Genomic DNA, 22808 nt, shown 5'->3' on the forward strand with positions numbered 1-22808 from the left:
ACTAAATACCTTTTAAAGAGCGCGCGGGTCTGGCTTACTTGAGAGACGCCATGAGGCAGCGCGGCGGCGGACGACGCCGTTGGGATTATGCGGCCTGATCTACCCCGAGAGATGCCGAAATGACATTGAACATTCCCCTTTCAGACGCGAGCGAATCGAACGGCGTACGTCGCGTCATCGTGATCGGCGGCGGCCCGGCCGCACACCGGTTCGCCGAGGCCATGGTGGCCCGCGCAGAGGCCGCCGGCGACTCTGCCCGCCGCAGTGACGTCACCGTCATCGGCGAGGAGATCCACCTGCCATACGACCGGGTCTCGCTGTCGCACCGGCTGAACGGCCCAGAGGACCTCACCCTGGGCGACCCGGTGTTCTGGCAGTCAGAGCACACCCACTACCGCGGCGGCAGCCGGGTCACCGCGGTGGATGCCACGGCCCGCACCGTCACCCTCGACAACGGGGACGTCCTGACCTACGACGACCTGGTCTTCGCCACCGGCTCCAGCGCATTCGTGCCCCCTGTGCCGGGCGGCGACAGCGGCGTCGTCTACCGGACCATCGAAGACGTCGACTTCCTTGTCAGCGAGACCGCCCGGCTGAAGGCCAAGTTCGGCCGGCCGGCGAACGTCACCGTGATCGGCGGTGGCCTGCTCGGCCTCGAGGCCGCCGGCGGGGTGCAGCGCCTCGGCGCGAACACCACCATCGTGGATGGCGCCACCTGGCTGATGCCCACCCAGCTCGACCAGGGCGCCGGCATGGCGCTGGGCCGCCTGATCGACCAGCAGGGCATCCGCCTCGAACTCGGCCACCGGCCCACCGAGATCCTCGCCGCCGAGACCGGCCAGGTTCTCGGGCTCACCCTCGACGACGGCCGCCAGCTGAACGCCGACCTGATCGTCTGGTCCATCGGCATCCGGGCCAGGGACGAACTCGCCCGCGCGGCGGGCCTGGAGATCGGCCCGCGCGGCGGGATCGTGATCGGCGACGACTGCGCCAGCTCGGTGCCCGGCATCTGGGCCATCGGCGAGGTCGCCAGCTACGACGGCCGGTGCATCGGCCTCGTCGCCCCGGCGAACGCGATGGCCGAGGTCGTCGCCGACCGGCTGAACGGCGGCCAGGCCCTGTTCCCCGGCATCGACGACGCCACCAAGCTCAAACTCTCCGGGGTGGAGGTGGCCAGCTTCGGTGACGCCTTCGGCACCGGCGACCGCGCCCTCGAGGTCGTCTACGCCGACCCCGCCCGGGGCCTGTACCAGAAGGTCGTCGTCTCCAGCGATGCCAAGACCCTGCTCGGCGGCATCTTCGTCGGCGATGCCTCGCCCTACCTGTCGCTGCGACCCCTGCTCGGCCGTGAACTGCCCACCGAGCCCGGCGCGTACCTGTCCGCCTCCGGCGCCGAGCTGCCGTCCAGTTCTGACATGCCGGACGACGCCCAGCTGTGCTCGTGCAACGACGTCTCCTTCGGAACCGTGCGCGCGGCCATCCGTGGCGATCACGGCGACCCGGTCACCGAGCTCGGCGCCCTCAAGGCCTGCACCAGAGCCGGCACCCAGTGCGGCTCGTGCGTGCCGCTGCTCAAGAAGGTGCTCGAAACCGAACTGACCGCCGCCGGCCTCGAGATCTCCACGGCGCTCTGCGAGCACATCTCGATCAGCCGCAGCGAACTGTTCGAATCGGTGCGGGTGCTGCAGCTCAGCTCGTTCGACCAGATCATGGAGCGTTTCGGCACCGGTCTCGGCTGCGACGTCTGCAAGCCCACCATCGCGTCGATCCTGGCCTCGCAGTCCTCCGCCTACATCCTGGATGCCGGCCGGGGCGGCCTGCAGGACACCAACGACCGTGCCCTCGGCAACATGCAGAAGGACGGCAGCTACTCGGTCATCCCCCGCATCCCCGGTGGCGAAATCACCCCGGAGAAGCTCATCGCGATCGGCGAGGTCGCCGCGGAATTCAACCTGTACACCAAGATCACCGGTGGCCAGCGAATCGCCCTGTTCGGCGCCCGGCTCGACCAACTGCCCGACATCTGGCGGGTACTTGTGGACGCCGGCTTCGAATCCGGCCAGGCCTACGGCAAGAGCCTGCGCACGGCGAAGTCCTGCGTCGGATCGGCCTGGTGCCGCTTCGGAGTGCAGGATTCCGTGGCGCTGGCGATCACGCTGGAGAACCGCTACCGCGGTTTGCGCTCGCCGCACAAGTTCAAGATCGGGGTGTCCGGCTGCGCCCGCGAGTGTGCAGAGGCCCGCGCCAAGGACATCGGCGTCATCGCCACCGAGCTCGGCTGGAACCTCTACGTCGGGGGCAACGGTGGCTTCCAGCCCGTGCACGCCGTTCTTCTGGCGAAGGACCTCGACGAGGACACCCTGATCACGTACATCGACCGGTACCTGATGTACTACATCCGTACCGCAGACCGCGTGCAGCGCACCGCCCGCTGGCAGGAAGAGATCGCGGGCGGCATCGACCACGTTCGCGATGTCGTCTGCACTGATTCCCTGGGCATCGCCGCCGACCTCGAAGCGGCCATGGCCGCGCACATCGACGTGTACGAAGACGAGTGGGCGGCCACGCTGGCCGATCCGGAGCGCCTGCGCCGGTTCCGGCCGTTCGTGAACGCCGACACCCCCGACCCGTCGCTGCTGCAGGTCATCGAGCGCGGCCAGCCGCGCCCGGCCCGACCGGACGAACGTGACGGCACCAGCGCCGCCGGCCCCGTGCACCTGGCCGGACTCACCATCCCGGTTCGCCGCGACGGCGTCGACACCCAGGTCGCCTCGGCAATGGGCGCGGAGTGACCCAGTGAGCCTCGGCCTCGACTTCGCCGGAAAACGGGTGCTGGTGATCGGCGGTGCCAGGGCGGCGCGCCGGGTGCTCGCCCGCTACCTGGCCTCCGGGGCCAGCGTGTACCACCTGGCCGGCCCCGTTTCTCCCGGTGCACCCGCTGTTGCCGGGGTGACCACCCCGGTATACCCCCGGTCGCTGGGCGCGTGGGACACGCTCATCGCCGCCGTGGACCTGGTGGCCATCGTGGAAACCAGCCCGGGCACCGACGTCACCATCGCGGCGGCCTGCGCCAGGCACCGCACCTGGCTGACCAGGGAGAGCGCAGCGGCCACTGCCCCCGTCGGCTCGGTCACCCTCGTCGGCGGCGGCCCCGGCGTGGAGGGACTGCTCACCCAGGGCGCCCTGGCGGCCCTCGGCGCGGCCGACATCGTCTATTACGACCGACTGGGCCCCACCGACCGCCTCGACGCGTGGGCGCCAGGCGCCGAGCACATCGACGTGGGCAAGGCGCCGGGTCACCACGCGATCCCCCAGCGTGATGCCGAACGGATGCTGGTGGCATCCGCCCTGGCCGGCCTCACGGTGGTGCGCCTCAAGGGCGGCGACCCGTTCGTGTTCGGCCGGGGCGGCGAAGAGGTGCTCGCCTGCCGCGCCGCCGACGTGCCCGTGACCGTGATCTCGGGTGTGACCAGCGCCATCGCCGTGCCGGCCGCCGCCGGCATCCCCGTCACCCACCGCGACATCACCCGGCTGTTCACGGTGATCTCCGGACACGCGCCGATCAGCGACACCGAACTGACCCACCTGGTGGGCCTGAACGGCACCATTGTGGTGCTGATGGGCATCGGCACCCTGCAGCAGCTGGTCGCCGGCCTGAGCAGGCTGGGGATGCGTACCGACATGCCCGTGGCGATCGTGGAACGCGGGTTCGCCCACGACCAACGCACCACCCTCGGCCGGCTGGACACCATCGCCGGTCTCGCGGCCGGCGCGGGCGTGCGCTCGCCCGCCGTCGTGGTGATCGGCGAGGTCGTGAGCCTGGCCTCGCACGGCGATGACGCCGCCGCCGCCCTGCTGCGCGAGGCCGCGGAGCTGGCCGGCTAGCCGCCCTGCCACCATCCGCCCCCAGCCGCTCTCGGCCACCTCCTCCGTCGCATCCGCCCGGGTGAACGCCTCGGGCGGTGACGCGGTGCCGGTGCGCCCGGGCCTCGCGCACAACTCCTGCATTTTTCCGGTTCGACGGGCAGCGGATGCCGGAAACACGCGGATGCGCGCCCATCTGAGGAAAATCTGCAGGAGTTGTGCACCCGAACGGGCACAGACGGTGATCCCGCCGCCGGCCGGCTCGCTGCCGATGAGGCAGCAGAATCACCGCCTTCTCTGCCGCCTCCGCCCGGCCCCGGGCGGGAGGCGGTCAGGCTCTACCGTGTGACACCCGGCTTCGGCGCGACAGCGAGTCGACGATGACCGCGAGTAGCAGCACCGCGCCGGTGATCATGTACCGGATCGACGAGTCCAGGTTGAGCAGGGTGAGGCCGCTGGAGATCGACTGGATCACCAGGATGCCCAGCAACGCCGAGAACGCGCTGCCGCGGCCGCCGAAGAGGCTGGCGCCCCCGATCACGGCGGCGGCGATGGCGTTCAGGTTGGTGTCACCGCCACCGGACCCCTGATTGGCTGCCGCCAGACGACCGGCCGCGAGGAGGCCGCCGAGCGCCGCGAATGTGGAGCAGAGCACGAACACCGTGACGTAGATCTGGGTGACATTGATACCGGCTCGACGGGCGGCCTCGACATTGCCGCCGACCGCGTAGACGGCACGGCCCCAGCGGGTGCGGGTGAGAAAGAAATTCATGATCACCACGAGTGCCAGGAACAGGACGAACATGGCGCCGACCCCGCGGGTCTGATTGAGGTACCAGGTCGGCACGGTGAGCACCACCAGCAGGGCCGCACTGCGGATCACGATTGAGGAAACCGGGAGCGCGGAGAGCCCGGCGGCGGTGCGGCGGCGGGAGGTGCCATAGCGCAGGGCCGCATACGCGAGAACCGTGAGCACCACGAGCAGGTACGACAGCCAGTCGGGCAGGAAGGTCTGTTGGGCGAACTGCACGATCCACGAGTCGAAGGGGATATTGATCGACCCGGTGCTACCGAGCACCCAGAGTTGCAGGCCGAGGAACCCCAGCAGCCCGGCGAGCGTGATCACGAAGCTCGGCACCCCGAACCGGGTGTACAGGAACCCGTACAGGAGACCGACCACGACGCCGGCGGCGAGGGCGGCGAGGATCGCCAGAACCAGCGGCCACTCGAGGTTGACGAAGCCAACGGCAAGGATGGCGGCCGACAGCCCGCTGACCGAGCCCACCGACAGGTCGATTTCGCCCAGGAGCAGCACCAGCACTATTCCGATGGAGATGGTGCCGACGGCCGCGCACTGCAGGGTGAGGTTGACCAGGTTGGTGCTGGAGAGGAAGTTTGGATTGAGCAGGGAGAACGCCACCCAAATGACCAGCAGCCCAATGATGACGGGCAGCGAACCGATGTCACCCGCGCGCACCCGGCGGCGGAAGGAGCTGATGGCGCCGCCGATGCCGTGCTGCTGGATGAGTCGCTCGTCTTGCAGGTCCGCAGCGACGGCGGCGAGCCGAACGGTCTCAGTGGGCGGCGCCGCCGACTCGGAGGAACTCGACGGTGAGGGAGTTGTCGGGGTTGTCATGGCCGGTCCTCCTCTGGTGGTGCAGCGTCTGGGGATGCACCGGCGGCCACAGCCGCGTCCCCTGCGGCATCGACCCTCGCCTGGGCACGCCTGGTGACGGCGTTGTCGGTGGCGCCGGTGATGGCCGCGATGATGTCTTCGTAGGTGACCTCGGCCACCGTGAACTCGCCGTTGTTGCGACCGAGGCGCAACACCACGATCCGGTCGGCGACGGCCTGCACATCCGCCATGTTGTGGCTGATCAGCACGACGGCGAGGCCGCGTTCTCGGAGCCGCTCGATGAGGTTGAGCACTTCTGCGGTCTGGGCCACGCCCAGTGCAGCGGTGGGCTCGTCGAGGATCACGATGCGCGGGTCGCCGATGAGGGATCTGGCGATTGCCACGGTCTGACGCTGGCCGCCCGACAACGACGCCACCGGGATGCGCACCGACGGGATCCGTGCGGAGAGCTGTCGGAGGAGATCCCAGGACCGTTTCTCCATCTCGACCTCGTCGATAGTGGCGCGGCCGAGTTCGTGACCGAGGAACAGATTGGCGACGACGTCGAGGTTGTCGCACAGGGCCAGGTCCTGGTACACCGTAGCGATGCCCAGCTCGTTGGATTCGGCGGGGTTGTTGATCGACACCGGCCGGTCACCGTAGGTGATCGTGCCGCCGTCTTTGGGGTGCACTCCGGCGAGGATCTTGATCAGGGTGGACTTGCCGGCACCGTTGTCGCCGACCAGGGCGACCACCTCACCGGAATAAATGTCCAGATCGATGGCGGTGAGCGCTTGAACGGCGCCGAAGTTCTTGTCGATCCCGCGCATCGAGAGCACGAGTTCGCCGGTCGGTGCGCTGCGCACCTGGTCCTGATTCAGCACGGTCATTTCGGTTCCTCCGTTGTGCGACGGCGGGTGCGGGAATCAACTGGGGGCCGGCCGGGCGCCCATCGTGGGAGGGGCTCCCGGCCGACGTGTGACGGAGTGCGAGCGGACGGCGCTACTGCAGGCCGGCCGCGGCGCACGCCTCGGCGTACTCAGCGGTGCAGATCTCGTCGACAGTGTAGAACTCATCCGCGATCACGGTGTCTTGGATGTTGTCGACGGTCACCACAACCGGGGTGAGCAGCGTCGCGGGGATGCCATCGACCTCGGTGTCGCCCTCAGGGGTTTCCCCACGGGCGAGTTGGTCTGCGATTTCCGCAGCCAGCTGGGCCTCCTCACGGATCGCCTTGTAGACGGTCATGTACTGGTCCCCGGCGACGATGCGCTGGATGCCGGTGAGCTCGGCGTCCTGACCGGTGACCGGCGGGATCGGGTCGACCCCGGCAGCCCGCAGGGCCGCGATGGCGCCGCCGGCGGTGCCGTCGTTGGCTGCGTAGACACCCGAGATCTGGTCGCCGAACTGGCCGATCTGCCCGGCGGCGAAGGTCTGGGCCTCTTCGGGGCTCCAGTCAGGGGTGTCGAATTCGGCCAGGACAGGGATACCGCTCTCGTCGATGACCGAGTGTGCGCCTTCCTTGAACAGCGTGGCGTTGCCGTCCGTGGGTGACCCGTTGATCATGATGATTCCGGTTGTCGTTCCGTCGGCCTGCAGCCGTTCGACCAGGGCCTCGCCCTGGAGGACGCCGACCTGCTCGTTGTCGAAGGAGATGTAGTAGGCGACCTCGTCGCTCTCGATGAATCTGTCGTAGGCGATCACGGGCACGTCCTGAGCGGCGGCGTTGGCCACGATGCTCGCTGCGGCAGCACCGTCGACGGGATCGAGCACCATCACCTCGATTCCCTCCGTGAGTGCCGACTCCGCCTGTTGCTGCTGTTTTGCGGCGTCCTGGTCGGCGTTGGCGTAGACGACTTCGTAGTCGCCGAGCGTGGCCAGGTGTTCTTCGAACAGCGGCCGGTCGAAGCTTTCGTACCGGGTGGTCTGGGATTCGGGAAGGAGCAGGCCGATCTTCACGGCTTCGCCGGAGCCACCGCCGCCATCGGTGCCGGCGTCGCCGCCGTTGCTGGTGCACGCGGTCAGGGCGCCTGCGGTCATGATCAATGCGACCGACAGGAGCGCGACACTCTTCCTGGGTTTTCTCATGATGTGCCTCCTACTGTGACCACCCTCGTTGGCGGCGTAACGAGCATGGCCCCGGGGCCAAATGCCGTCAAGGCTTGAACTCAAGAGGCCAGGCCGCCCCTGTCCGGCGCGTTCTCCGGCGCCAGATCGGGCACGATCCCACTGATCCGCGGCCCGGCAATGCCCATCGGATACGGCCCTGTCGTCCGAGCGGCGTCCGATGGCCGGCCCGCCGTGATGTGAGCCAGGTCGATGGCGTAGAGGACCGCCCCGAGCACCTCTGCCCGCTCGCCCAACTCGCCCTTCACCACGTCGGGCACCCCGGATGCCGTGGCCAGAGTGGACCGCTCCAGCGCGTGCCGCAGAGGGCTGAGCAGCATCTCGTCAGCCTCGGCCAGCTCACCGCCGACCACGATGCGGTGCGGGTCGACGAGATTGCTCAGGCCGGCGAGCGCCACGCCCAGGTGCCGGCCGGCATCGGCGATCACGCGCCGCGCCGCGGCGTCGCCGGCGTTGGCCCGCAGCACGATATCGCGCAGTTTCACCTGGGTGTGGCTGCCGGGGAACTTCGCGGCGAGCGCCGCGGCCCCCACCAGGGTTTCCAGACACCCCCGGTTGCCGCAGCGGCAGACCTGGCCCTGCTCGTCGAGGGTGAGATGGCCGATCTCGCCGGCCTTTCCACTGCCGCCGCGGTATACCCGGCCGTCGATGATCAGCCCGGCGCCGACTCCGTGCGAAACGCGGAGGTAGGCTGCCTGCCGGACACCCTGCGCTGCCCCCATCCGATACTCGCCGAGGGCGCCGAGATTGGCCTCGTTGTCGACGAACACCGGCCTGCGCAATCGCGTTTCGAGTTCGTCAGCGACGGGTACTCCGTCCCAGCCGCGCATCAGGCCCCGAGTCGCGATGAGGCCGGTGCCAGGGTCGATGGGTGCGGCGAGACCCACGCCCACCGCGAGAACCTCGTCGAGGCCGGTGCCGACCGACTCGGCCATGTCCTGGATGAGCAGCACCACCCGGTCGAGCTCGCTGTCGGCGCGGTGGTCGCGGGCGAGCGGCAGCATCCGCTCGACCAGCACCTGATGCCCGGCGTCGGCCAGGGCCACCCGCAGCTGCCGGTTCGACACGTGCAGGCCCACCACCAGGCCCATCTCGCGGGCCAGGGTGACCCGCACGGCCCTCCGGCCGCTCCGTGAAGTGGGAGTGGTGGCCAGAACCCCCGCGGCGGCCTGCTCCTTGACGATGTTGGACACCGTGGCGGGTGACAGCCCGGTGACCGCGGCCAGCTCCACCTGGGTGAGGGCGCCGTGATGGGTGATCGCGTCGACGATGCGAGCGCGATTCGCCTCACGCAGAGATGACTGCGACCCGGGATTGCGGGGACTGCTCACGGGAGCCACGATAGTGCCGGACGAGGCCACCACACCGATTTCCGACGAACCTGGTGGGCCTGGAGGTCGTGGAGGTCAACGTCGCCGTGAACGATGTGCACCTGCCGACCGACGACCAGGATGACCAGACGGAGGCACGCGTCTCATGAGTGCAACCGTCAGTGGCATGGCCGTCGGCGCGGTCCTCGCATTCGCGGCGCTCGTCTTCGGCTTCTGGGGATTCCTCCTGGTCGCCGTGTTCATGGCGGTCGGGCTCCTGGTCGGGCGCATTGTCGAGGGCAAGCTCGACGGGCGTGGCCTCGCCAACGCCCTGACCGGAAGACGTACGTCCTGATGTCGACCGCCAGCCTCGGCTCCACCGGCCGGAAGGTCACCCTCCCGGCTGGTGCGGCCGGCTTACCCGGCCACATCACGGTGCGACAGAACGCCTTGAACACCGTCGCCAGGGCGGTCTCCGCGGAGACGCTCGGCGTGAATCCCGGGCAGGTCACCGTGACGTTGCGGGACGACCACGGCCTGCTCGCACTGGAGGTCACGACCCCGATCAGCATGCCAGACCTCGACACCGTGGGGCCAGACTACGCCGGACCCACCCTGCTGCAGCGGCTGTCCGACGCGCAGCTGGCCATCCGCACCATGACCACCCGCATCACCGGCAACCAGGTGGGGCGCGTGGACATCCGTGTGCGCGGCGCACACATCGCCGGGGAACGGCGGATACCCCGATGAAGACTCCATACGCCCGCATTGTGCGCCGGGAGACCCACTCCCCTCGAACCGTCACGACGATCGTGCTCGCCAGCATGATCGCACTCGGCTGCGTCTACCTGGGCACCGAACTGGTGCTGCGGATGCTCGGGCAACCGGCGCTTCTGGTCACCCCGGAGGATGCACTCAGCTGGCTGGCCGCGCTGCCCACCCTGCAACCGATCTGGGCGATCGGCCTCGGCGGCGCCGTGCTGGGCCTGATCGGCCTGCTGCTCATGGTGCACGCGGTGCGGTCCGGACGGCTGGCCAGGCACCAGATGCTGCATGAGGGCCGGGCCGTGATCGTGGACAACGGGGTTCTCGCGTCGAGCATCGCCCGACGCGTCGAAACCGTCGCCCGCATTCCGCAGGGGCAGGCCGAGGTATCGGTGTCGCACCGCCGCGCGGTCGTGGACGTCACCCCCACGTCCGGGATCCCGGTCGACGAGGCGGCCATCCGTACCGCCGTCGCGGAGGAGATCGCCTCGTACAACCTCAAGCCAACCCTGCGCCACACCGTGCGGGTGAACACGACAGGAGCGATCGGCCCATGAACGACACCAACCGGGCGTTGAACCGCCTCTTCATCTTCGTCGTCGGGCTGATCCTCCTCGTTGTGGGCGCGGCGGCCGCCGCTCTGCTGGTGTGGCCATGGTGGGCGAACCGGTGGGAGGAGGCAGGCAGAACCGCCGACGCCGCCGTGACCGATGCCCTCGAGGCCTCCCCTGTGCCTGGCACCGACTTCAGCTGGTGGCTGCTCGCCGCCGCCGCGGTGTTGCTGCTCCTCGTCATTCTGATGGTGGTCATCATCGCCAACGTCGGTGGCGGGGGCAGCCGGGAGATCTATCGCAAACGGATCAGCGAGCAGGATGCCGCCTCGGACCGGCTGCTGATCGACACCTCGTTCGCGGCGGAGGCGCTCAAGCACTCCCTCGACAAACGCCCAGACCTGGTCGGCAGCACCGTCGGCGCGTTCACGGTGAAGCGCCGGCCCGTGCTGCACCTGGGCATCACACCGCGGCAGGGCGTCTCGCCCCGACTCATCGTGGAGGAAGCCGACCGGCTGATCGACAACCTCGCCCGGGTCGTCGGTGACGCCCCCGCAACCTGTCTCACCATCCACTCGGGGCTGCGCGCCAAGCTCGGCCACGACCAGCGCGTGCGCTGACCGGCTCGGTTCGCCCTCGGCGCCGGCGCCGTGGGCACTGTTCTACCCTGACGGATGCCTATTGACAATCGATAGGCAACGTATTGATAATCGATAGATGACCCTGACGACGCCGACCACATCCCATCCCGCCATGATCGCGCTGACACGGGTGGCCCTCGGCGTTCTCGTCGTTCTGGTCGTTCTCGGTGAGGTGGTGGTCATCATCTCCGCCTCGTCCTCCGCCGAGCTCTACCCGGAATTCGCCTACCTGCAGGTGCCCTTCGTCATCGCGGCGCTCGCGTTCGGCGTCTGCGTGGAGGTGGCCCTGGTCGTCACCGCCGTGCTGGTGGGCTACACCCGCGATCGCCGCATTTTCGAGCCGGCCGCGCTGAGACTGGTGGACTCCCTGACCAGCGCGATCGCCGTGGCCACGATCATCGTGGTGGCCGTGCTGGTGGCGATTCCGGGCCCACCCGCATTGGCGCTGCTGCTGCTCGGCGGTGCGGCCGTCGGGGCCGCCTTCGCGCTGGTTCTCCTCGTTCTCCGCTCCCTCCTCCGCAGCGCGGTGTCGATGCGGGTGGAGCTGGACGAGGTGGTGTGATGGCGGTCCAGGTTCTGATCGACCGGCTGCTGGCCGAACGACGGATGTCGGTGGGCGAGTTCGCCGCCAGGGTCGGCATCACCCCGGCGAATGTGGCCGTGCTGAAGAACGGTCGTGCCCGCGCGATCCGGTTCTCCACCCTCGACGCGATCTGCCGGGTGCTCGAGTGCCAGCCCGGCGACATTCTGGTCTGGACCGAGGACTAGGCCGGCTGCCCGCCTCCCCCGCAGCGTCAGGGCCGGCCGAACCGGGTCGCCAATCCCGGGTAGTCGATCACGATGCCGTCGGAATCGACGGTCAACTCGGCGTGGAAGTCGCCGCTGGCGCTACGGAACCGCACCCGGCCGGGCATCGATGCGGCATACACCTGGTCGCTCCGGAACACCCGCAGGGAGGGCACCTCGATCCAGGCCATCACCAGGGAGGTCTCCTGGACGTTCCCGTTCAGCAGCCCCAGGCGGCGGATCGGCATGGTGTTCGTCGCCGGGCACAGGGCGATGTCGCAGTCGAGTGCACCGTCCACGCTGCCGGGGTCAGCGAGTCCGGCGGGCGGAAGATCCGCGTCGCCGTGCATCTGGGTCACCGCGGTCCAGTGGTCGTTCTCGTCCCGGATGAGGGCCAGCGAGCGCATCCAGCCGGCGCCGTGAGCGCTGATGTCGACCGTGCGGGTGCGCCAGGCATCGGAGGCATCCAGCGACCAGGCGGTGGCGTACGCGGCCGTGATCGAGGCGCCCTGAGCCTCCATGCCGCTCTGGCCGATCTCGATCAACGCTCGATCGATGCGACCAGGGTCATCGTGCCCGCGCCAGGCCACATCCGACTGCGTCATGCCCCCATGATGCCCAGGATGCTGCCGACAGGTAAGGCGGGCACGTACAGGCGGAGATCTTCGTGAATCGCCGTTCCGGGCACGTGCGGAAACACGGCGTGTCGGCAAAAACTCCGCCTTTACGTCGCCAGCTAGGTGTTCTGCGGGAAGCCCAGGTTGATGCCGCCGTGGCTGGGGTCGAGCCAGCGGGCGGTGACGGCCTTCTCCCGGGTGTAGAAGCTGATGCCGGCGGGGCCGTAGGCCTTGGCGTCGCCGAACAGGGAGTCCTTCCAGCCGCCGAACGAGTGGTACGCCACCGGCACCGGGATCGGCACGTTGATGCCGACCATGCCCACCTGCACCTCGTGCTGGAACCGCCGGGCGGCGCCACCGTCATTGGTGAAGATGGCGGTGCCGTTGCCGTATCTGCTGGCGTTGATCACGGCCACCCCATCGGTGTAGCTGGCCACCCGAACGACGCTGAGCACCGGGCCGAAGATCTCGTCCTGGTAGACGGCGGAGTCGAGGCTGACCCTGTCGAACAGGGTGGGGCCGAGCCAGAAACCGGATGCGTCGCCGTCGACCTCGATGCCGCGCCCGTCGATCACGACGTCCGCGCCGTCCGCCAGGGCGATGTCGATGTAACCGGCGACCTTGTCGCGGTGCGCCTCGGTGATCAGCGGGCCCATGTCGCAGCCGCGCATGCCGTCGCCCACCGTGAGGCCCCTCACGCGCTCGGCGATCTTGGCGATGAGCTCGTCGGCGACGGGCTCGACGGCCACGATCACGCTGATGGCCATGCAGCGCTCCCCCGCCGACCCGAAGCCGGCGTTGACCGCGGCATCCGCGGCCAGGTCGAGGTCGGCATCCGGCAGCACCAGCATGTGGTTCTTCGCGCCGCCGAGCGCCTGCACCCGCTTGCCGTGGTGCGCGGCGGTCTCGTAGATGTACTTGGCGATCGGGGTGGAGCCGACGAAGGAGATGGCCTGCACGTCGGGGTTGACCAGCAGGGCGTCGACGGCCTCCTTGTCGCCGTGCACGACGTTGAAGACCCCGTCGGGCAGGCCGGCCTCGGTGAGCAGGGCGGCGAGCCAGTTGGCGGCGGACGGGTCCTTTTCGCTGGGCTTGAGCACGACGGTGTTGCCCGCGGCGATGGCGATGGGAAAGAACCAGAGCGGCACCATGGCCGGGAAGTTGAACGGGCTGATGATGCCGACCACACCGAGCGGCTGCCGCAGGGTGTAGACGTCGACGCCGGTGGAGACGTTCTCGGAGAACTCGCCTTTGGCCAGGTGCGGCAGGCCGAGTGCGAACTCGACGACCTCGAGGCCGCGGGCGATCTCGCCGAGGGCGTCTGAGGTGACCTTGCCGTGTTCATTGGTGAGGATGTCGGCCAGCTCACCCTTGCGGGCGTTGAGCAGTTCACGGAAGGAGAACATGACGCCCTGGCGTTTGGCGATGGAGGCGTCACGCCAGGCCGGGTAGGCGGCCTGGGCCGAGGCGACGACGGTGTCGACATCGGCGGCGGAGGCCAGGGACACCAGGCGCTGCACTGCGCCGGTGGCCGGGTTGTAGACGGGGGCGGTACGAGTGGAGGCGCCGGTTCCGGGGGCGCCGTCGATCCAGTGGGTGAGGACGGGGAGGTCGGTCATGTCAGTCGATTCTGTTGGGGGTGAGAGCGGTTGATCGAGCTTGTCGAGATCTGGTTAGCCGTCCTCTGAACGTAGGCACGGTCACCGGGTCTCGACAAGCTCGACCAACGTATGGGGACGGGTCTCGACAAGCTCGACCAGCGATCGGGGGCGGGTTTCGACAAGCTCAACCAGCGAGGTCGAGGGAGAGGACCTCGTCGTAGATGGCGAGGGCCTCGGCCACCTCGGAGTCGGTGACGACGCAAGGCGGCACCACGTGGATGCGGTTCTCCATGATGAAGGGCAGCAGGTTGCGGGCCAGCAGCTCGGTCTTGATCCGGCCCATCACGGCCGGCGACACCGGCTCACGGGTCACGGGGTCGGCCACGAGCTCGATCGCCCAGAAGACGCCCTCGCCGCGCACCTCCCCGATGATCGGGTGTTTCGCCGCCAGCGCCGCGAGGCCAGGGCCGATCGCCTCGGTGCCGATCCGGGCGGCGTTCTCCACGATGCCCTCCTCGGCCATGGCGTCCAGCGCCGCGACGATCGAGGCCATCGCCAACGGATGCCCGCTGTAGGTGAGCCCGCCGGGGAACACGGTCTCGTCGAAGTCGGCGGCGATCGGGTCGGAGATGATCACCCCGCCGACGGGCACGTAGCCGGAGTTGACCCCCTTGGCGAAGGTGATCAGGTCGGGCACCACCCCGCTGCCCTCGAACGCGAACCAGCGCCCGGTGCGGCCGAAGCCCGCCATCACCTCGTCGAGGATGAGCATGATGCCGTACCGGTCGCAGAGCGCCCGCACTCCGGCGAGGTAGCCGGGCGGTGGCATCAGCACCCCGGCGGTGCCAGGGATGGACTCCAGCAGCACGGCGGCGATCGAGGTGGCACCCTCGCTCTGGATGACCCGCTCGAGGTGGTGCAGGGCCCGCTCGGTTTCCTGCTCGGGCGTCGTCGCCCAGAACTCGGATCGGTAGAGGTAGGGGCCGAAGAAATGCACGTGCCCGCGAGCGTATTCGTTGGGGATCCGGCGCCAGTCGCCGGTGGCGACGATGGCCGCGCCGGTGTTGCCGTGGTACGAGCGGTAGGTGGAGAGCACGGTGTCGCGGCCGGTGTGCAGGCGGGCCATCCGGATGGCGTTCTCGTTGGCATCCGCACCGCCGTTGGTGAAGAAGATCTTGTTGAAGCCGGCCGGAGCACGGTCGACGATACGCCGAGCTGCCTCGCCGCGGGCCAGGTTGGCGGTGGACGGCGCGATGGTGGTGAGCAGTTTCGCCTGCTCGATGATGCCCCTGATCACGGCCGGATGCTGGTGGCCGATGTTGACGTTCACCAGCTGGCTGGAGAAATCGAGGTAGCTGCGCCCGTCGTGGTCCCAGACCCGGCAGCCGAGGCCGCCGGCGATGACGAGGGGCTTCAGTGCCCCCTGGGCGGACCAGGAGTGGAAGACGTGGGCCCGGTCGAGCTCGGTGGTGACTTCGTTCAGGCCGGCAGCGGCGGGAGCGGCTGTTCCGGTGTCGGTGTCGATGTCGGTCACGATGTTCGTTCCTTCGGTTCTGCCCGCTCGAGGCGGGAAGGTGGTGACCGGGCGGCCGCGGGGCGACCGCCCGGTCGGGGTTGTTCTACTCGCCGCCCTCCTGCAGGGTGACCTCGATCGGTGCCCACTCGGCGCCCATCACGTCGACGTCCTCCTCGGTCAGCTCATCCAGCGCCTGCTGCACGTACTCGTTGGAGTACGCGGTCTCGGGCGGGTCTGTGGTGATGATGGTGCCACCGGTTTCGTTCTCCGTGTTCATTGCGATGTCGACGGTGTTCGCCCAGGCGTCCTCGTCGATCAGGCCCACACCGTTCGAGGACGGGAAGATCAGCTTGCTGGCCTCGTTGGTCATCCACAGCTGGTGTCCGGCGGGCAGGGCCGAGCCTGCGTCGGCGACAATGGTGGCGGCGTCTTCGGGGTTCTCGGCGGCGTAGATCCAGCCCTTGATCGAGGCCTTGATGAAGGCGACGGTCTGGTCGGCGTAGGCCTCGTCGTCGGCGAGCATGTCGGCGTTGGCCCAGATGGCGTCCTGGAGCATCGCCGTGCCCTCGTCGTTCCAGTCGATGACGTTGATGTCGTCGGGCTGGTACAGCTCACCGGTGTCGGGGTTGATGGTTTCCAGCACCTGCGCGTACTCGTTGTAGGTCATCGCCTGGGCCGCGTCGATGTCGCCGGCCAGGAACGCGTTCATGTCGAAGGCCTGCTGCACGAGGCTGATGTCGCCCACCTCGACACCGGCCTGCTGCATGCCGGCGAAGAGTTCCCACTCGTTGCCGTAGCCCCAGCTGCCCACGTCCTTACCGGCCAGGTCGGCCGGGCTGGTGATGCCCGCCTCCTTGAACGAGATCTGGGTGGTGGCGCTGCGTTCGAAGATCTGGGCCACGTTGGTGATGTTGGCGCCCTGTTCGATCGAGCCGAGCACCTTGGGCACCCAGGAGATGGCGTAGTCCACGTCGCCGGACGCGAGCACGTCCTGCGGCACGATGTCGGCGCCGCCCTCGGCGATGGTCACGTCCAGGCCCTCGTCTTCGTAGAAGCCCTGGTCGACGGCGGCGTAGTAGCCGGCGAACTGGGCCTGGGCCACCCACTGCAACTGCAGGGTGACGGGGGTGAGACCGGCGGAGTCCTCCGAGGGTTCGGTGTCGCCGGCGGCGGAGCATCCGGTGAGAACCAGGGCGCTGGCCGCCGCGAGAGCGCCGGCCGTGCCCAGCCATCGAGTGCTGTGTGTCATGTCTGCCTCCTGATAGGTACTGCTGCGGGGGTGGTGCTGTGGGGGTGGTGCTGTGGGGGTGGTGCTGTGGGGGTGGGTGCGGATGCTGCGGTGCGGGTTGGCTGTGCGGGAGAGGTTCAAGCGGTGGGGGCGCGGCGGCTGACCAGTTTCTCCAGGCCGAGGGCTGCGCAGTAGAAGAGGAGCCCGAGGATGATGGAGCCGAGTACGTACGCCCAGGCCAGGCCGTAGTTGCTGCTGGACGCCGCCGAGGTGATCGACTTGCCGAGGCCGCCGACCGGGCCGCCGAAGTACTCGGCGATGAGGGCAGAGATCACGGCGAGGGACGCGGCTATGCGCAGACCAGTGAACACGAACGGCACCGCGGTGGGCAGGGTCACCGTCCTGGTGGCCTGCCAGCTCGACGCGGCGTAGGACCGCATCAGGTCCCGGTGCACCGGGCGCACCATCCGCAGGCCCTTGAGGGTGTTGAAGTAGACCGGCACGAACACCGCCAGAGCGGCCACGAGCTGCCGGGCGGTCTCGGCGTTGGCGCCGAACATCGTGTACAACACGGGCGCCAACGCCACGATCGGCACCACCGCGACGGCCGCGACGATCGGGGCCGCCATCTCGTCGAGAACCCGCACCAGGGCCGAGAGGATGGCCAGCAGCACGCCGACGATCGCGCCGAGCACCAGCCCGATCAGGGCGTTGCGGCCGGTGACGATGGAGCCGGCCAGCACGTTCTGCAGGTTGCCGGCGAACTCCTCGCCGATGAGGAACGGGCCGGGCAGGATGAACGGTTCCACCGCCAGCACGGTGACGAAACCCTGCCAGAGCAGAATGGCCGCCGCCCCGAGCAGCACCGGCGGCAGCACGGTGCGGGCCAGGCCGGACCCCGCCGCACCCGAGCGGGCCGGGCCGGATGGGGCCACCACCCGCGTGCTCGCCCCGGCGCTCATCGCGTCTCGACCCCGCGCGCCCCGGTGGGGGCGGCGCCGTGCAGCAGCTCCCGCACCCGGCTGACCGAGTGGAAGAAGCCCTCCTCCTCGCGCAGGTTCTCGCCGCGGTCGCTCATCCGGCCGAGGTTCACGCTGAGCACGTCACGGATGCGGCCGGGCCGCGGCGACATCACCACCACCCGGTTGGACAGGAACACCGCCTCGGGGATGGAGTGGGTGACGAAGACCACGGCCGCACCGGTCTCGGCGCAGATGCGCACGAGCTCGTTCTGCATGCGCTCACGGGTCATCTCGTCCAGGGCGCCGAACGGTTCGTCCATCAGCAGCAGGCTGGGGCTCTCGGCCAGGGACCGGGCGATCGCCACCCGCTGCTGCATGCCGCCGGAGAGCTGGTCGGGGTAGTGCGCGGCGAAGTCGGTCAGGCCCACCAGCTCGATCAGTTCGGCGGCGCGCTCGCGCCTGGCGGCCTTGTCGGCGCCGTGCAGCTCCAGCGGCAGTTCGATGTTGCCGGCCACCGTGCGCCAGGGCAGCAGGCCGGCCTGCTGAAAGGCGATGCCGTAGTCCTGGTCGATGCGCGCCTGCCTGGCGGTCTTGCCGAACACCTCGATCGACCCGCTGGTGGGGGTGTCGAGGTCGGCGATCAGCCGCAGCAGGGTGCTCTTGCCGCAGCCGCTCGGCCCGATCAGCGAGACGAATTCGCCGGGGGCGACGGTGAGGTTCACCGCATCCAGGGCCGTGACGGATGCGCCCTTGCGGCCGGTGAAGACCCGGCTGATGTCGTTCACCTCCACGGCGTGCTGTACCGGTGTTGCTGCCGTGGTCATGCGGCCACCTCTCCCCTGCGGAATCGACGTAGGAACAGTGAGATCAGGCCGACGAACCCGGCGGCGACGAGGCCAACCAGGATCGACCCGAAGATGGGGGCCCAGGGCTTGCCCGGGTCGCTGCCGGCGGCGCCGGCGTATTCGACGATGAGCCGCCCGATGCCGCCGCGCAGCCCGATGGAGACCTCAGCGACGACGCTGCCGATCACGGCGCTGGCCGCGGCGAGGCGGAGGGCCGGCAGCAGGTAGCCCACGCTGGCCGGCAGCCGCAGTCGCCAGAGGGTCTTCCACCAGCCCACCGCGTAGCAGCGCATGAGGTCCACGTGGTTGGCGTCGGGTGAGCCGAGGCCCTTGAGGGCGCCGATGGAGACCGGGAAGAAGGCGAGGTAGGACGCGATCAGCGCCACCGACATCCAGTTCTCCCAGCTGAAGGCGCCGAACTCGATCTGCGCACCCCAGCGCCGCACGAGCGGGGCGAGGGCGATCAGCGGCACGGTCTGGCTGAGGATGATCCAGGGCAGGATGGCCGATTCGGCCAGCGTGAACCGCTGCATGAGCAGCGCCAGCGCCAGTCCCACCGTGACGCCCACGATCCAGCCGACCGCGGAGATACCGAGGGTGAACAGCGACGCAGCCAGCACGGCCTGCCACATCGGCACAGCACTCGCGCTGCCGGTGACGGGGTCGAGAGCTCGCTCCAGCATCACCCAGAGGTGCGGCATGGCCATCTCGCTGGCCCGCGGCAGCACGGTGAGACCGCCCACGACCACGCCGTCCGCGGGTCCGAGAAAGATGTACAGCTCCCACAGAAGCGCGAGCGCGAGCACACCGAGGGCGCCCACCAGGATGCGCCGCGGCATCCGCTGGGTCATGCCTTGGCCGTGATGTGGTTGGCCAGGGCGGGGATCACGGTTTCGCCGTAGACGCGCAGGGTCTCCTCTTTGTTGTCGTGCTGCAGATAGCCGGCGAACTGGTCGACGCCCATCTCCTTGAGCGCCTTGAGCTTCTCGATGTGCGCCTCTGCGGGGCCGAGCAGGCAGAACCTGTCGACGATCTCGTCTGGCACGAAGTCGGCGTGGGTGTTGCCGGCGCGGCCGTGCTCGTTGTAGTCGTAGCCCTCACGGCCCTTGATGTAATCGGTGAGAGCCTTCGGCACCGCCCCTTGCCCTGAGCCTGTCGAAGGGTCTCCGTACTTGGCCACGATGTCGGCCACGTGGTTGCCCACCATGCCGCCGAACCAGCGGTTCTGATCACGCAGGTGCGGCATATCGTCGCCGATGTGCATGGGCGCGGCCACGCAGAACTTGATCGCGTCGGGGTCACGGCCCGCGTTCTTGGCGGCGGCACGCACGGTCGTGATCATCCACTCGGCCACGTCGAGGTCGGCCATCTGCAGGATGAAACCGTCGCCGACCTCACCGGTGAGCTTGAGCGCCAGCGGACCGTACGCGGCCACCCACACGTCCAGGGTGGAACCCGTGCTCCAGGGGAACTGCAGGGTCGCGCCGTTGTATTCCACCGGGCGGGAGTTGGCGAGCTCGCGGATGACGTGGATCGATTCGCGCAGGGTCTTCAGCGTGCTGGGCCGGCCGTTGGTCACCCGCACCGCGGAGTCGCCGCGGCCGATGCCGCAGATGGTGCGGTTGCCGTACATCTCGTTGAGGGTGGCGTAGGTGGAGGCCGTGACGGTCCAGTCCCTGGTGGCCGGGTTGGTGACCATCGGGCCCACGATCACCTTGCGGGTCTCATTGAGAATCTTGCTGTAGATCACGTAGGGCTCCTGCCAGAGCAGGTGCGAGTCGAAGGTCCACACGTGGCTGAAGCCGTGGTTCTCGGCCAACACGGCCAGTTGCACGGTGCGAGCCGAGGGCGGGTTGGTCTGGAGTACTGCGCCGAAGTCCATGGTGTCCCCTAGATCAGGTACTGGCTGAGGCCGCGTTTGATGTACTTGCCATCGCCCTTGGCGCCGAGGTACTGGTTGTGGTCGATGACGACCTTGCCGCGGGAGAGCACGGTGTCGACGTGGCCGTCGATCTCGAAGCCCTCCCAGGCCGAGTAGTCCATGTTCATGTGGTGGGTCTTGTCGCGCCCGGTCTCTGGCAGGCCGATCGAGGTGTGCCCGTTCGGGTCGTAGATCACCACGTCGCCGTCGGCGCCTGGCTGGATGACACCCTTCTGGCCGTACATGCCGAACATGCGCGCCGGGGTGGTGGAGGTGACCTCCACCCAGCGTTCGAGGGAGATCTGCTTGTCGACCACGCCCTGGTAGAGCAGGTCCATCCGGTGTTCGACCGAGCCGATGCCGTTGGGGATCTTGGAGAAGTCGGTCAGGCCCATATCCTTTTGGCCCTTCATGCAGAACGGGCAGTGGTCGGTGGAGACCATCTGGATGTCGTTCGTGCGCAGGCTCTGCCACATGTGGTGCTGGTGGCCCTCGGCCTTGGACCGCAAGGGTGTGCTGCACACCCACTTGGCGCCCTCGAAGCGGCCCCACTCCTCGCTCTCGGCGCCGAGCTGGTCTTCCAGCGACAGATAGAGGTACTGCGGGCAGGTCTCGCCGAACACGTTCTGGCCGCGGTCGCGGGCGGTGGCGATCTGCTCCACCGCTTGTTTGGCGCTCACGTGCACCACGTACAGCGGCGCCCCGGTGAGGTTGGCGAGCATGATGGCCCGGTGGGTGGCCTCCTCCTCGGCCTGCCACGGCCGGGTGAGGCCGTGATAGTACGGCGTGGTGTTGCCGGCGGCGACGGCCTGCTGCACGAGCAGGTCGATGACGCTGCCGTTCTCGGCGTGCATCATGATCATGCTGCCGTTGCTGGATGCCTTCTGCATGGCCTTGACGATCTGGCCGTCGTCGGAGAGGAACACCCCCTTGTAGGCCATGAACAGTTTGAAGCTGGAGACGCCCTCGTTGACCAGCTCGTCCATGGCGACGAGGGAGGAGTCCTGCACGTCGGAGAGGATCTGGTGGAAGCCGTAGTCGATGGCGCACTCGCCACGGGCCTTCTCCTGCCAGAGGTGATACTGGTCGAGCACGTTCTCGCCCGCGTACTGCACCACGAAGTCGACGATGCTCGTGGTGCCGCCCCAGGCCGCGGCCCGGGTTCCGGTCTCGAAGGTGTCGCTGGCCTCGGTGCCACCGAACGGCATCTGCATGTGGGTGTGCGCGTCGATGCCGCCGGGGATGACGTACTTGCCGGCCGCGTCGATGACGGTGTCGACGTTTCGCTCGATGTCGAAGCCGAGCAGGGTGGAACCGGGGGCGAGCACCGCGGCGATTTTCTCGCCGTCGATGAGCACATCCGCTGTGGCCGTGCCCGTGGAATTGACCACGGTGCCGTTCTTGATCAGGGTCTTCATGACGTTCTCCTGTTCGTTGGGTATCGCTGGTCGAGCTTGTCGAGACCTCGTTACCTGGCCTCGACAAGCTCGACCAACGGACAGTGGCTACGGCTTGGGGATCGAGGTGTACGACTCCGGGCGGCGGTCGCGGTAGAACTGCCAGTTGTTGCGCACCTGGCGGATCATGCCGAGGTCGAGGTCGCGGATCACGACCTCCTCGTTCTCGCTGCTGCCCAGCTCGCCCACGTAGTTGCCCTGCGGGTCGACGAACTGGCTGGTGCCGTAGAACGTCACGGCGTCCTCGCCGTACTCGTTGTCCTCCCGGCCCACCCGGTTGGGCGCGGCCACGAAGTATCCGTTCGCGGCGGCGGCGGCCGGCTGCTCGATCTCCCAGAGCCGGTTCGACAGCCCCGGCTTGGTGGCGTTGGGGTTGAACACGATCTGGGCGCCGTTCAGGCCCAGCTCCCGCCAGCCCTCCGGGAAGTGCCTGTCGTAGCAGATGTACACGCCGATCGGCCCGACGGCGGTGGTGAAGACGGGGTAGCCGAGGTTGCCTGGGCGGAAGTAGAACTTCTCCCAGAACTTGTCGAGGTGGGGGATGTGGTGCTTGCGGTACTTGCCGAGGATCGTGCCGTCGGCATCCACTACCACCGCGGTGTTGTAATACACGCCGGGCTGCTCCTCCTCGTAGATGGGGAGCACCATGACCAGGTTCAGTTCCTGGGCCAGCGCTGCGAAGCGCTGCACGATCGGGCCGTCGGCGGGCTCGGCGTAGTCGTAATACTTGGCGTCTTCGGTGATGCCGAAGTAGGGGCCGTAGAACAGCTCCTGGAAGCAGATCACCTGCGCGCCGTCGGCCGCTGCGTCGCGGGCGAACTGCTCGTGCTTGACGATCATCGATTCGATATCCCCCGTCCACGTGGTCTGGGTGATCGCCGCTCGCACGATGTTGGCTGTGCCGGTGCTGGTTGTGTCAACGCTCATACTGTCTGCCTCCACTGGGTCTCACACTGTGGAACCTCGTCAGCGGGGGTCGGACGGCAACGCGGTGTTCTGCGA

22 protein-coding genes are annotated in these 22808 nt (G+C 68.6%); 8 read left to right on the plus strand and 14 right to left on the minus strand.

The features are described from left to right. Nucleotides 1–119 precede the first annotated feature (119 nt). Both nirB and cobA read left to right on the plus strand, forming a co-directional pair. Nucleotides 120–2792: a nitrite reductase large subunit NirB gene (gene nirB / locus K2F54_RS03455; RefSeq protein ID WP_220604463.1), complete on the plus strand. Its 2673-nt coding sequence runs from the start codon at nucleotides 120–122 to the stop codon at nucleotides 2790–2792. A 4-nt stretch (nucleotides 2793–2796) separates the two neighbouring features. Next, on the plus strand, nucleotides 2797–3885 hold the full coding sequence (cobA, locus tag K2F54_RS03460; RefSeq protein WP_220604464.1) for a uroporphyrinogen-III C-methyltransferase: 1089 nt from the start codon (nucleotides 2797–2799) through the stop codon (nucleotides 3883–3885). 310 nt (nucleotides 3886–4195) lie between these two features. On the opposite strand, the gene K2F54_RS03465 is transcribed toward cobA, so the two are convergent. The 4 genes from K2F54_RS03465 to K2F54_RS03480 form a co-directional block, all read right to left on the minus strand. Next, entirely contained in the window at nucleotides 4196–5500 is a 1305-nt protein-coding gene (locus K2F54_RS03465; RefSeq protein ID WP_220604465.1) for a sugar ABC transporter permease, read from the minus strand. After that, nucleotides 5497–6369 (minus strand): ATP-binding cassette domain-containing protein, encoded by an 873-nt coding sequence (locus tag K2F54_RS03470; RefSeq protein WP_220604466.1) that lies wholly within the window; start codon nucleotides 6367–6369, stop codon nucleotides 5497–5499. Before K2F54_RS03470 ends, K2F54_RS03465 begins: the two co-directional genes overlap by 4 nt. Nucleotides 6370–6481: 112 nt before the next feature. Further along, complete coding sequence (locus K2F54_RS03475; protein WP_255576673.1) at nucleotides 6482–7567, minus strand: sugar ABC transporter substrate-binding protein; 1086 nt, start codon at nucleotides 7565–7567, stop codon at nucleotides 6482–6484. 80 nt (nucleotides 7568–7647) lie between these two features. After that, a complete protein-coding gene (locus K2F54_RS03480; protein WP_220604467.1) occupies nucleotides 7648–8937 on the minus strand; it encodes an ROK family transcriptional regulator in 1290 nt (429 codons plus the stop codon). 145 nt (nucleotides 8938–9082) lie between these two features. Between K2F54_RS03480 and K2F54_RS03485 the strand changes: the two genes are divergently transcribed. The 6 genes from K2F54_RS03485 (at nucleotide 9083) to K2F54_RS03510 (ending at nucleotide 11641) form a co-directional block, all read left to right on the plus strand. Continuing rightward, nucleotides 9083–9271, plus strand: coding sequence for a DUF2273 domain-containing protein (locus K2F54_RS03485; protein ID WP_220604468.1), 189 nt, complete (start codon nucleotides 9083–9085; stop codon nucleotides 9269–9271). Beyond that, nucleotides 9271–9666 (plus strand): hypothetical protein, encoded by a 396-nt coding sequence (locus K2F54_RS03490; protein ID WP_220604469.1) that lies wholly within the window; start codon nucleotides 9271–9273, stop codon nucleotides 9664–9666. Before K2F54_RS03485 ends, K2F54_RS03490 begins: the two co-directional genes overlap by 1 nt. Then, entirely contained in the window at nucleotides 9663–10238 is a 576-nt protein-coding gene (locus K2F54_RS03495) for an Asp23/Gls24 family envelope stress response protein (protein WP_220604470.1), read from the plus strand. Before K2F54_RS03490 ends, K2F54_RS03495 begins: the two co-directional genes overlap by 4 nt. Beyond that, nucleotides 10235–10852 (plus strand): hypothetical protein, encoded by a 618-nt coding sequence (locus K2F54_RS03500; protein ID WP_220604471.1) that lies wholly within the window; start codon nucleotides 10235–10237, stop codon nucleotides 10850–10852. Before K2F54_RS03495 ends, K2F54_RS03500 begins: the two co-directional genes overlap by 4 nt. A 133-nt stretch (nucleotides 10853–10985) precedes the next feature. Beyond that, complete coding sequence (locus K2F54_RS03505; protein ID WP_220604472.1) at nucleotides 10986–11435, plus strand: DUF2975 domain-containing protein; 450 nt, start codon at nucleotides 10986–10988, stop codon at nucleotides 11433–11435. Further along, complete coding sequence (locus K2F54_RS03510; protein ID WP_220604473.1) at nucleotides 11435–11641, plus strand: helix-turn-helix domain-containing protein; 207 nt, start codon at nucleotides 11435–11437, stop codon at nucleotides 11639–11641. The genes K2F54_RS03505 and K2F54_RS03510 overlap by 1 nt, the downstream gene beginning before the upstream one ends. A gap of 26 nt (nucleotides 11642–11667) precedes the next feature. On the opposite strand, the gene K2F54_RS03515 is transcribed toward K2F54_RS03510, so the two are convergent. The 10 genes from K2F54_RS03515 to K2F54_RS03560 form a co-directional block, all read right to left on the minus strand. Continuing rightward, nucleotides 11668–12264 carry a putative glycolipid-binding domain-containing protein gene (locus K2F54_RS03515; protein ID WP_220604474.1) on the minus strand — a complete coding sequence of 199 codons (597 nt, stop codon included), beginning with the start codon at nucleotides 12262–12264 and terminating at the stop codon, nucleotides 11668–11670. Between the two features lie 131 nt (nucleotides 12265–12395). Next, nucleotides 12396–13895 carry a CoA-acylating methylmalonate-semialdehyde dehydrogenase gene (locus K2F54_RS03520; RefSeq protein ID WP_220604475.1) on the minus strand — a complete coding sequence of 500 codons (1500 nt, stop codon included), beginning with the start codon at nucleotides 13893–13895 and terminating at the stop codon, nucleotides 12396–12398. A gap of 166 nt (nucleotides 13896–14061) precedes the next feature. After that, nucleotides 14062–15402 carry an aspartate aminotransferase family protein gene (locus K2F54_RS03525; protein WP_220604724.1) on the minus strand — a complete coding sequence of 447 codons (1341 nt, stop codon included), beginning with the start codon at nucleotides 15400–15402 and terminating at the stop codon, nucleotides 14062–14064. Nucleotides 15403–15496: 94 nt separating this feature from the next. After that, entirely contained in the window at nucleotides 15497–16642 is a 1146-nt protein-coding gene (locus K2F54_RS03530) for an ABC transporter substrate-binding protein (protein ID WP_220604476.1), read from the minus strand. 116 nt (nucleotides 16643–16758) lie between these two features. Further along, entirely contained in the window at nucleotides 16759–17583 is an 825-nt protein-coding gene (locus K2F54_RS03535) for an ABC transporter permease (RefSeq protein WP_220604477.1), read from the minus strand. Next, on the minus strand, nucleotides 17580–18407 hold the full coding sequence (locus K2F54_RS03540) for an ABC transporter ATP-binding protein (RefSeq protein WP_220604478.1): 828 nt from the start codon (nucleotides 18405–18407) through the stop codon (nucleotides 17580–17582). The genes K2F54_RS03535 and K2F54_RS03540 overlap by 4 nt, the downstream gene beginning before the upstream one ends. Beyond that, the gene (locus K2F54_RS03545; protein ID WP_220604479.1) at nucleotides 18404–19279 is read right to left on the minus strand and encodes an ABC transporter permease; all 876 of its coding nucleotides are present in this window, start codon (nucleotides 19277–19279) and stop codon (nucleotides 18404–18406) included. Before K2F54_RS03545 ends, K2F54_RS03540 begins: the two co-directional genes overlap by 4 nt. After that, nucleotides 19276–20310, minus strand: a complete 1035-nt coding sequence (locus K2F54_RS03550; RefSeq protein ID WP_220604480.1) for a TIGR03842 family LLM class F420-dependent oxidoreductase — start codon at nucleotides 20308–20310, stop codon at nucleotides 19276–19278. The genes K2F54_RS03545 and K2F54_RS03550 overlap by 4 nt, the downstream gene beginning before the upstream one ends. Before the next feature lie 8 nt (nucleotides 20311–20318). Then, nucleotides 20319–21767: a dihydropyrimidinase gene (hydA, locus tag K2F54_RS03555; RefSeq protein WP_220604481.1), complete on the minus strand. Its 1449-nt coding sequence runs from the start codon at nucleotides 21765–21767 to the stop codon at nucleotides 20319–20321. An 87-nt stretch (nucleotides 21768–21854) separates the two neighbouring features. Further along, on the minus strand, nucleotides 21855–22733 hold the full coding sequence (locus K2F54_RS03560) for a nitrilase-related carbon-nitrogen hydrolase (RefSeq protein WP_220604482.1): 879 nt from the start codon (nucleotides 22731–22733) through the stop codon (nucleotides 21855–21857). Between the last annotated feature and the right edge of the window lie 75 nt (nucleotides 22734–22808).

The organism is Cryobacterium inferilacus (genome assembly GCF_019599185.1).
GTDB classification, from domain to species: domain Bacteria; phylum Actinomycetota; class Actinomycetes; order Actinomycetales; family Microbacteriaceae; genus Cryobacterium; species Cryobacterium inferilacus.

Coding starts and splice junctions, on each gene's coding strand:
- K2F54_RS03505 (WP_220604472.1), top strand. CDS start 10,986: ATGATCGCGCTGACACGGGTGGCCCTCGGCGTTCTCGTCGTTCTGGTC.
- K2F54_RS03495 (WP_220604470.1), top strand. CDS start 9,663: ATGAAGACTCCATACGCCCGCATTGTGCGCCGGGAGACCCACTCCCCT.
- K2F54_RS03545 (WP_220604479.1), bottom strand. CDS start 19,279: ATGACCCAGCGGATGCCGCGGCGCATCCTGGTGGGCGCCCTCGGTGTG.
- K2F54_RS03535 (WP_220604477.1), bottom strand. CDS start 17,583: ATGAGCGCCGGGGCGAGCACGCGGGTGGTGGCCCCATCCGGCCCGGCC.
- hydA (WP_220604481.1), bottom strand. CDS start 21,767: ATGAAGACCCTGATCAAGAACGGCACCGTGGTCAATTCCACGGGCACG.
- K2F54_RS03560 (WP_220604482.1), bottom strand. CDS start 22,733: ATGAGCGTTGACACAACCAGCACCGGCACAGCCAACATCGTGCGAGCG.
- K2F54_RS03475 (WP_255576673.1), bottom strand. CDS start 7,567: ATGAGAAAACCCAGGAAGAGTGTCGCGCTCCTGTCGGTCGCATTGATC.
- K2F54_RS03470 (WP_220604466.1), bottom strand. CDS start 6,369: ATGACCGTGCTGAATCAGGACCAGGTGCGCAGCGCACCGACCGGCGAA.
- K2F54_RS03490 (WP_220604469.1), top strand. CDS start 9,271: ATGTCGACCGCCAGCCTCGGCTCCACCGGCCGGAAGGTCACCCTCCCG.
- K2F54_RS03500 (WP_220604471.1), top strand. CDS start 10,235: ATGAACGACACCAACCGGGCGTTGAACCGCCTCTTCATCTTCGTCGTC.
- K2F54_RS03540 (WP_220604478.1), bottom strand. CDS start 18,407: ATGACCACGGCAGCAACACCGGTACAGCACGCCGTGGAGGTGAACGAC.
- K2F54_RS03465 (WP_220604465.1), bottom strand. CDS start 5,500: ATGACAACCCCGACAACTCCCTCACCGTCGAGTTCCTCCGAGTCGGCG.
- K2F54_RS03510 (WP_220604473.1), top strand. CDS start 11,435: ATGGCGGTCCAGGTTCTGATCGACCGGCTGCTGGCCGAACGACGGATG.
- K2F54_RS03520 (WP_220604475.1), bottom strand. CDS start 13,895: ATGACCGACCTCCCCGTCCTCACCCACTGGATCGACGGCGCCCCCGGA.
- K2F54_RS03530 (WP_220604476.1), bottom strand. CDS start 16,642: ATGACACACAGCACTCGATGGCTGGGCACGGCCGGCGCTCTCGCGGCG.
- K2F54_RS03485 (WP_220604468.1), top strand. CDS start 9,083: ATGAGTGCAACCGTCAGTGGCATGGCCGTCGGCGCGGTCCTCGCATTC.
- nirB (WP_220604463.1), top strand. CDS start 120: ATGACATTGAACATTCCCCTTTCAGACGCGAGCGAATCGAACGGCGTA.
- K2F54_RS03515 (WP_220604474.1), bottom strand. CDS start 12,264: ATGACGCAGTCGGATGTGGCCTGGCGCGGGCACGATGACCCTGGTCGC.
- K2F54_RS03550 (WP_220604480.1), bottom strand. CDS start 20,310: ATGGACTTCGGCGCAGTACTCCAGACCAACCCGCCCTCGGCTCGCACC.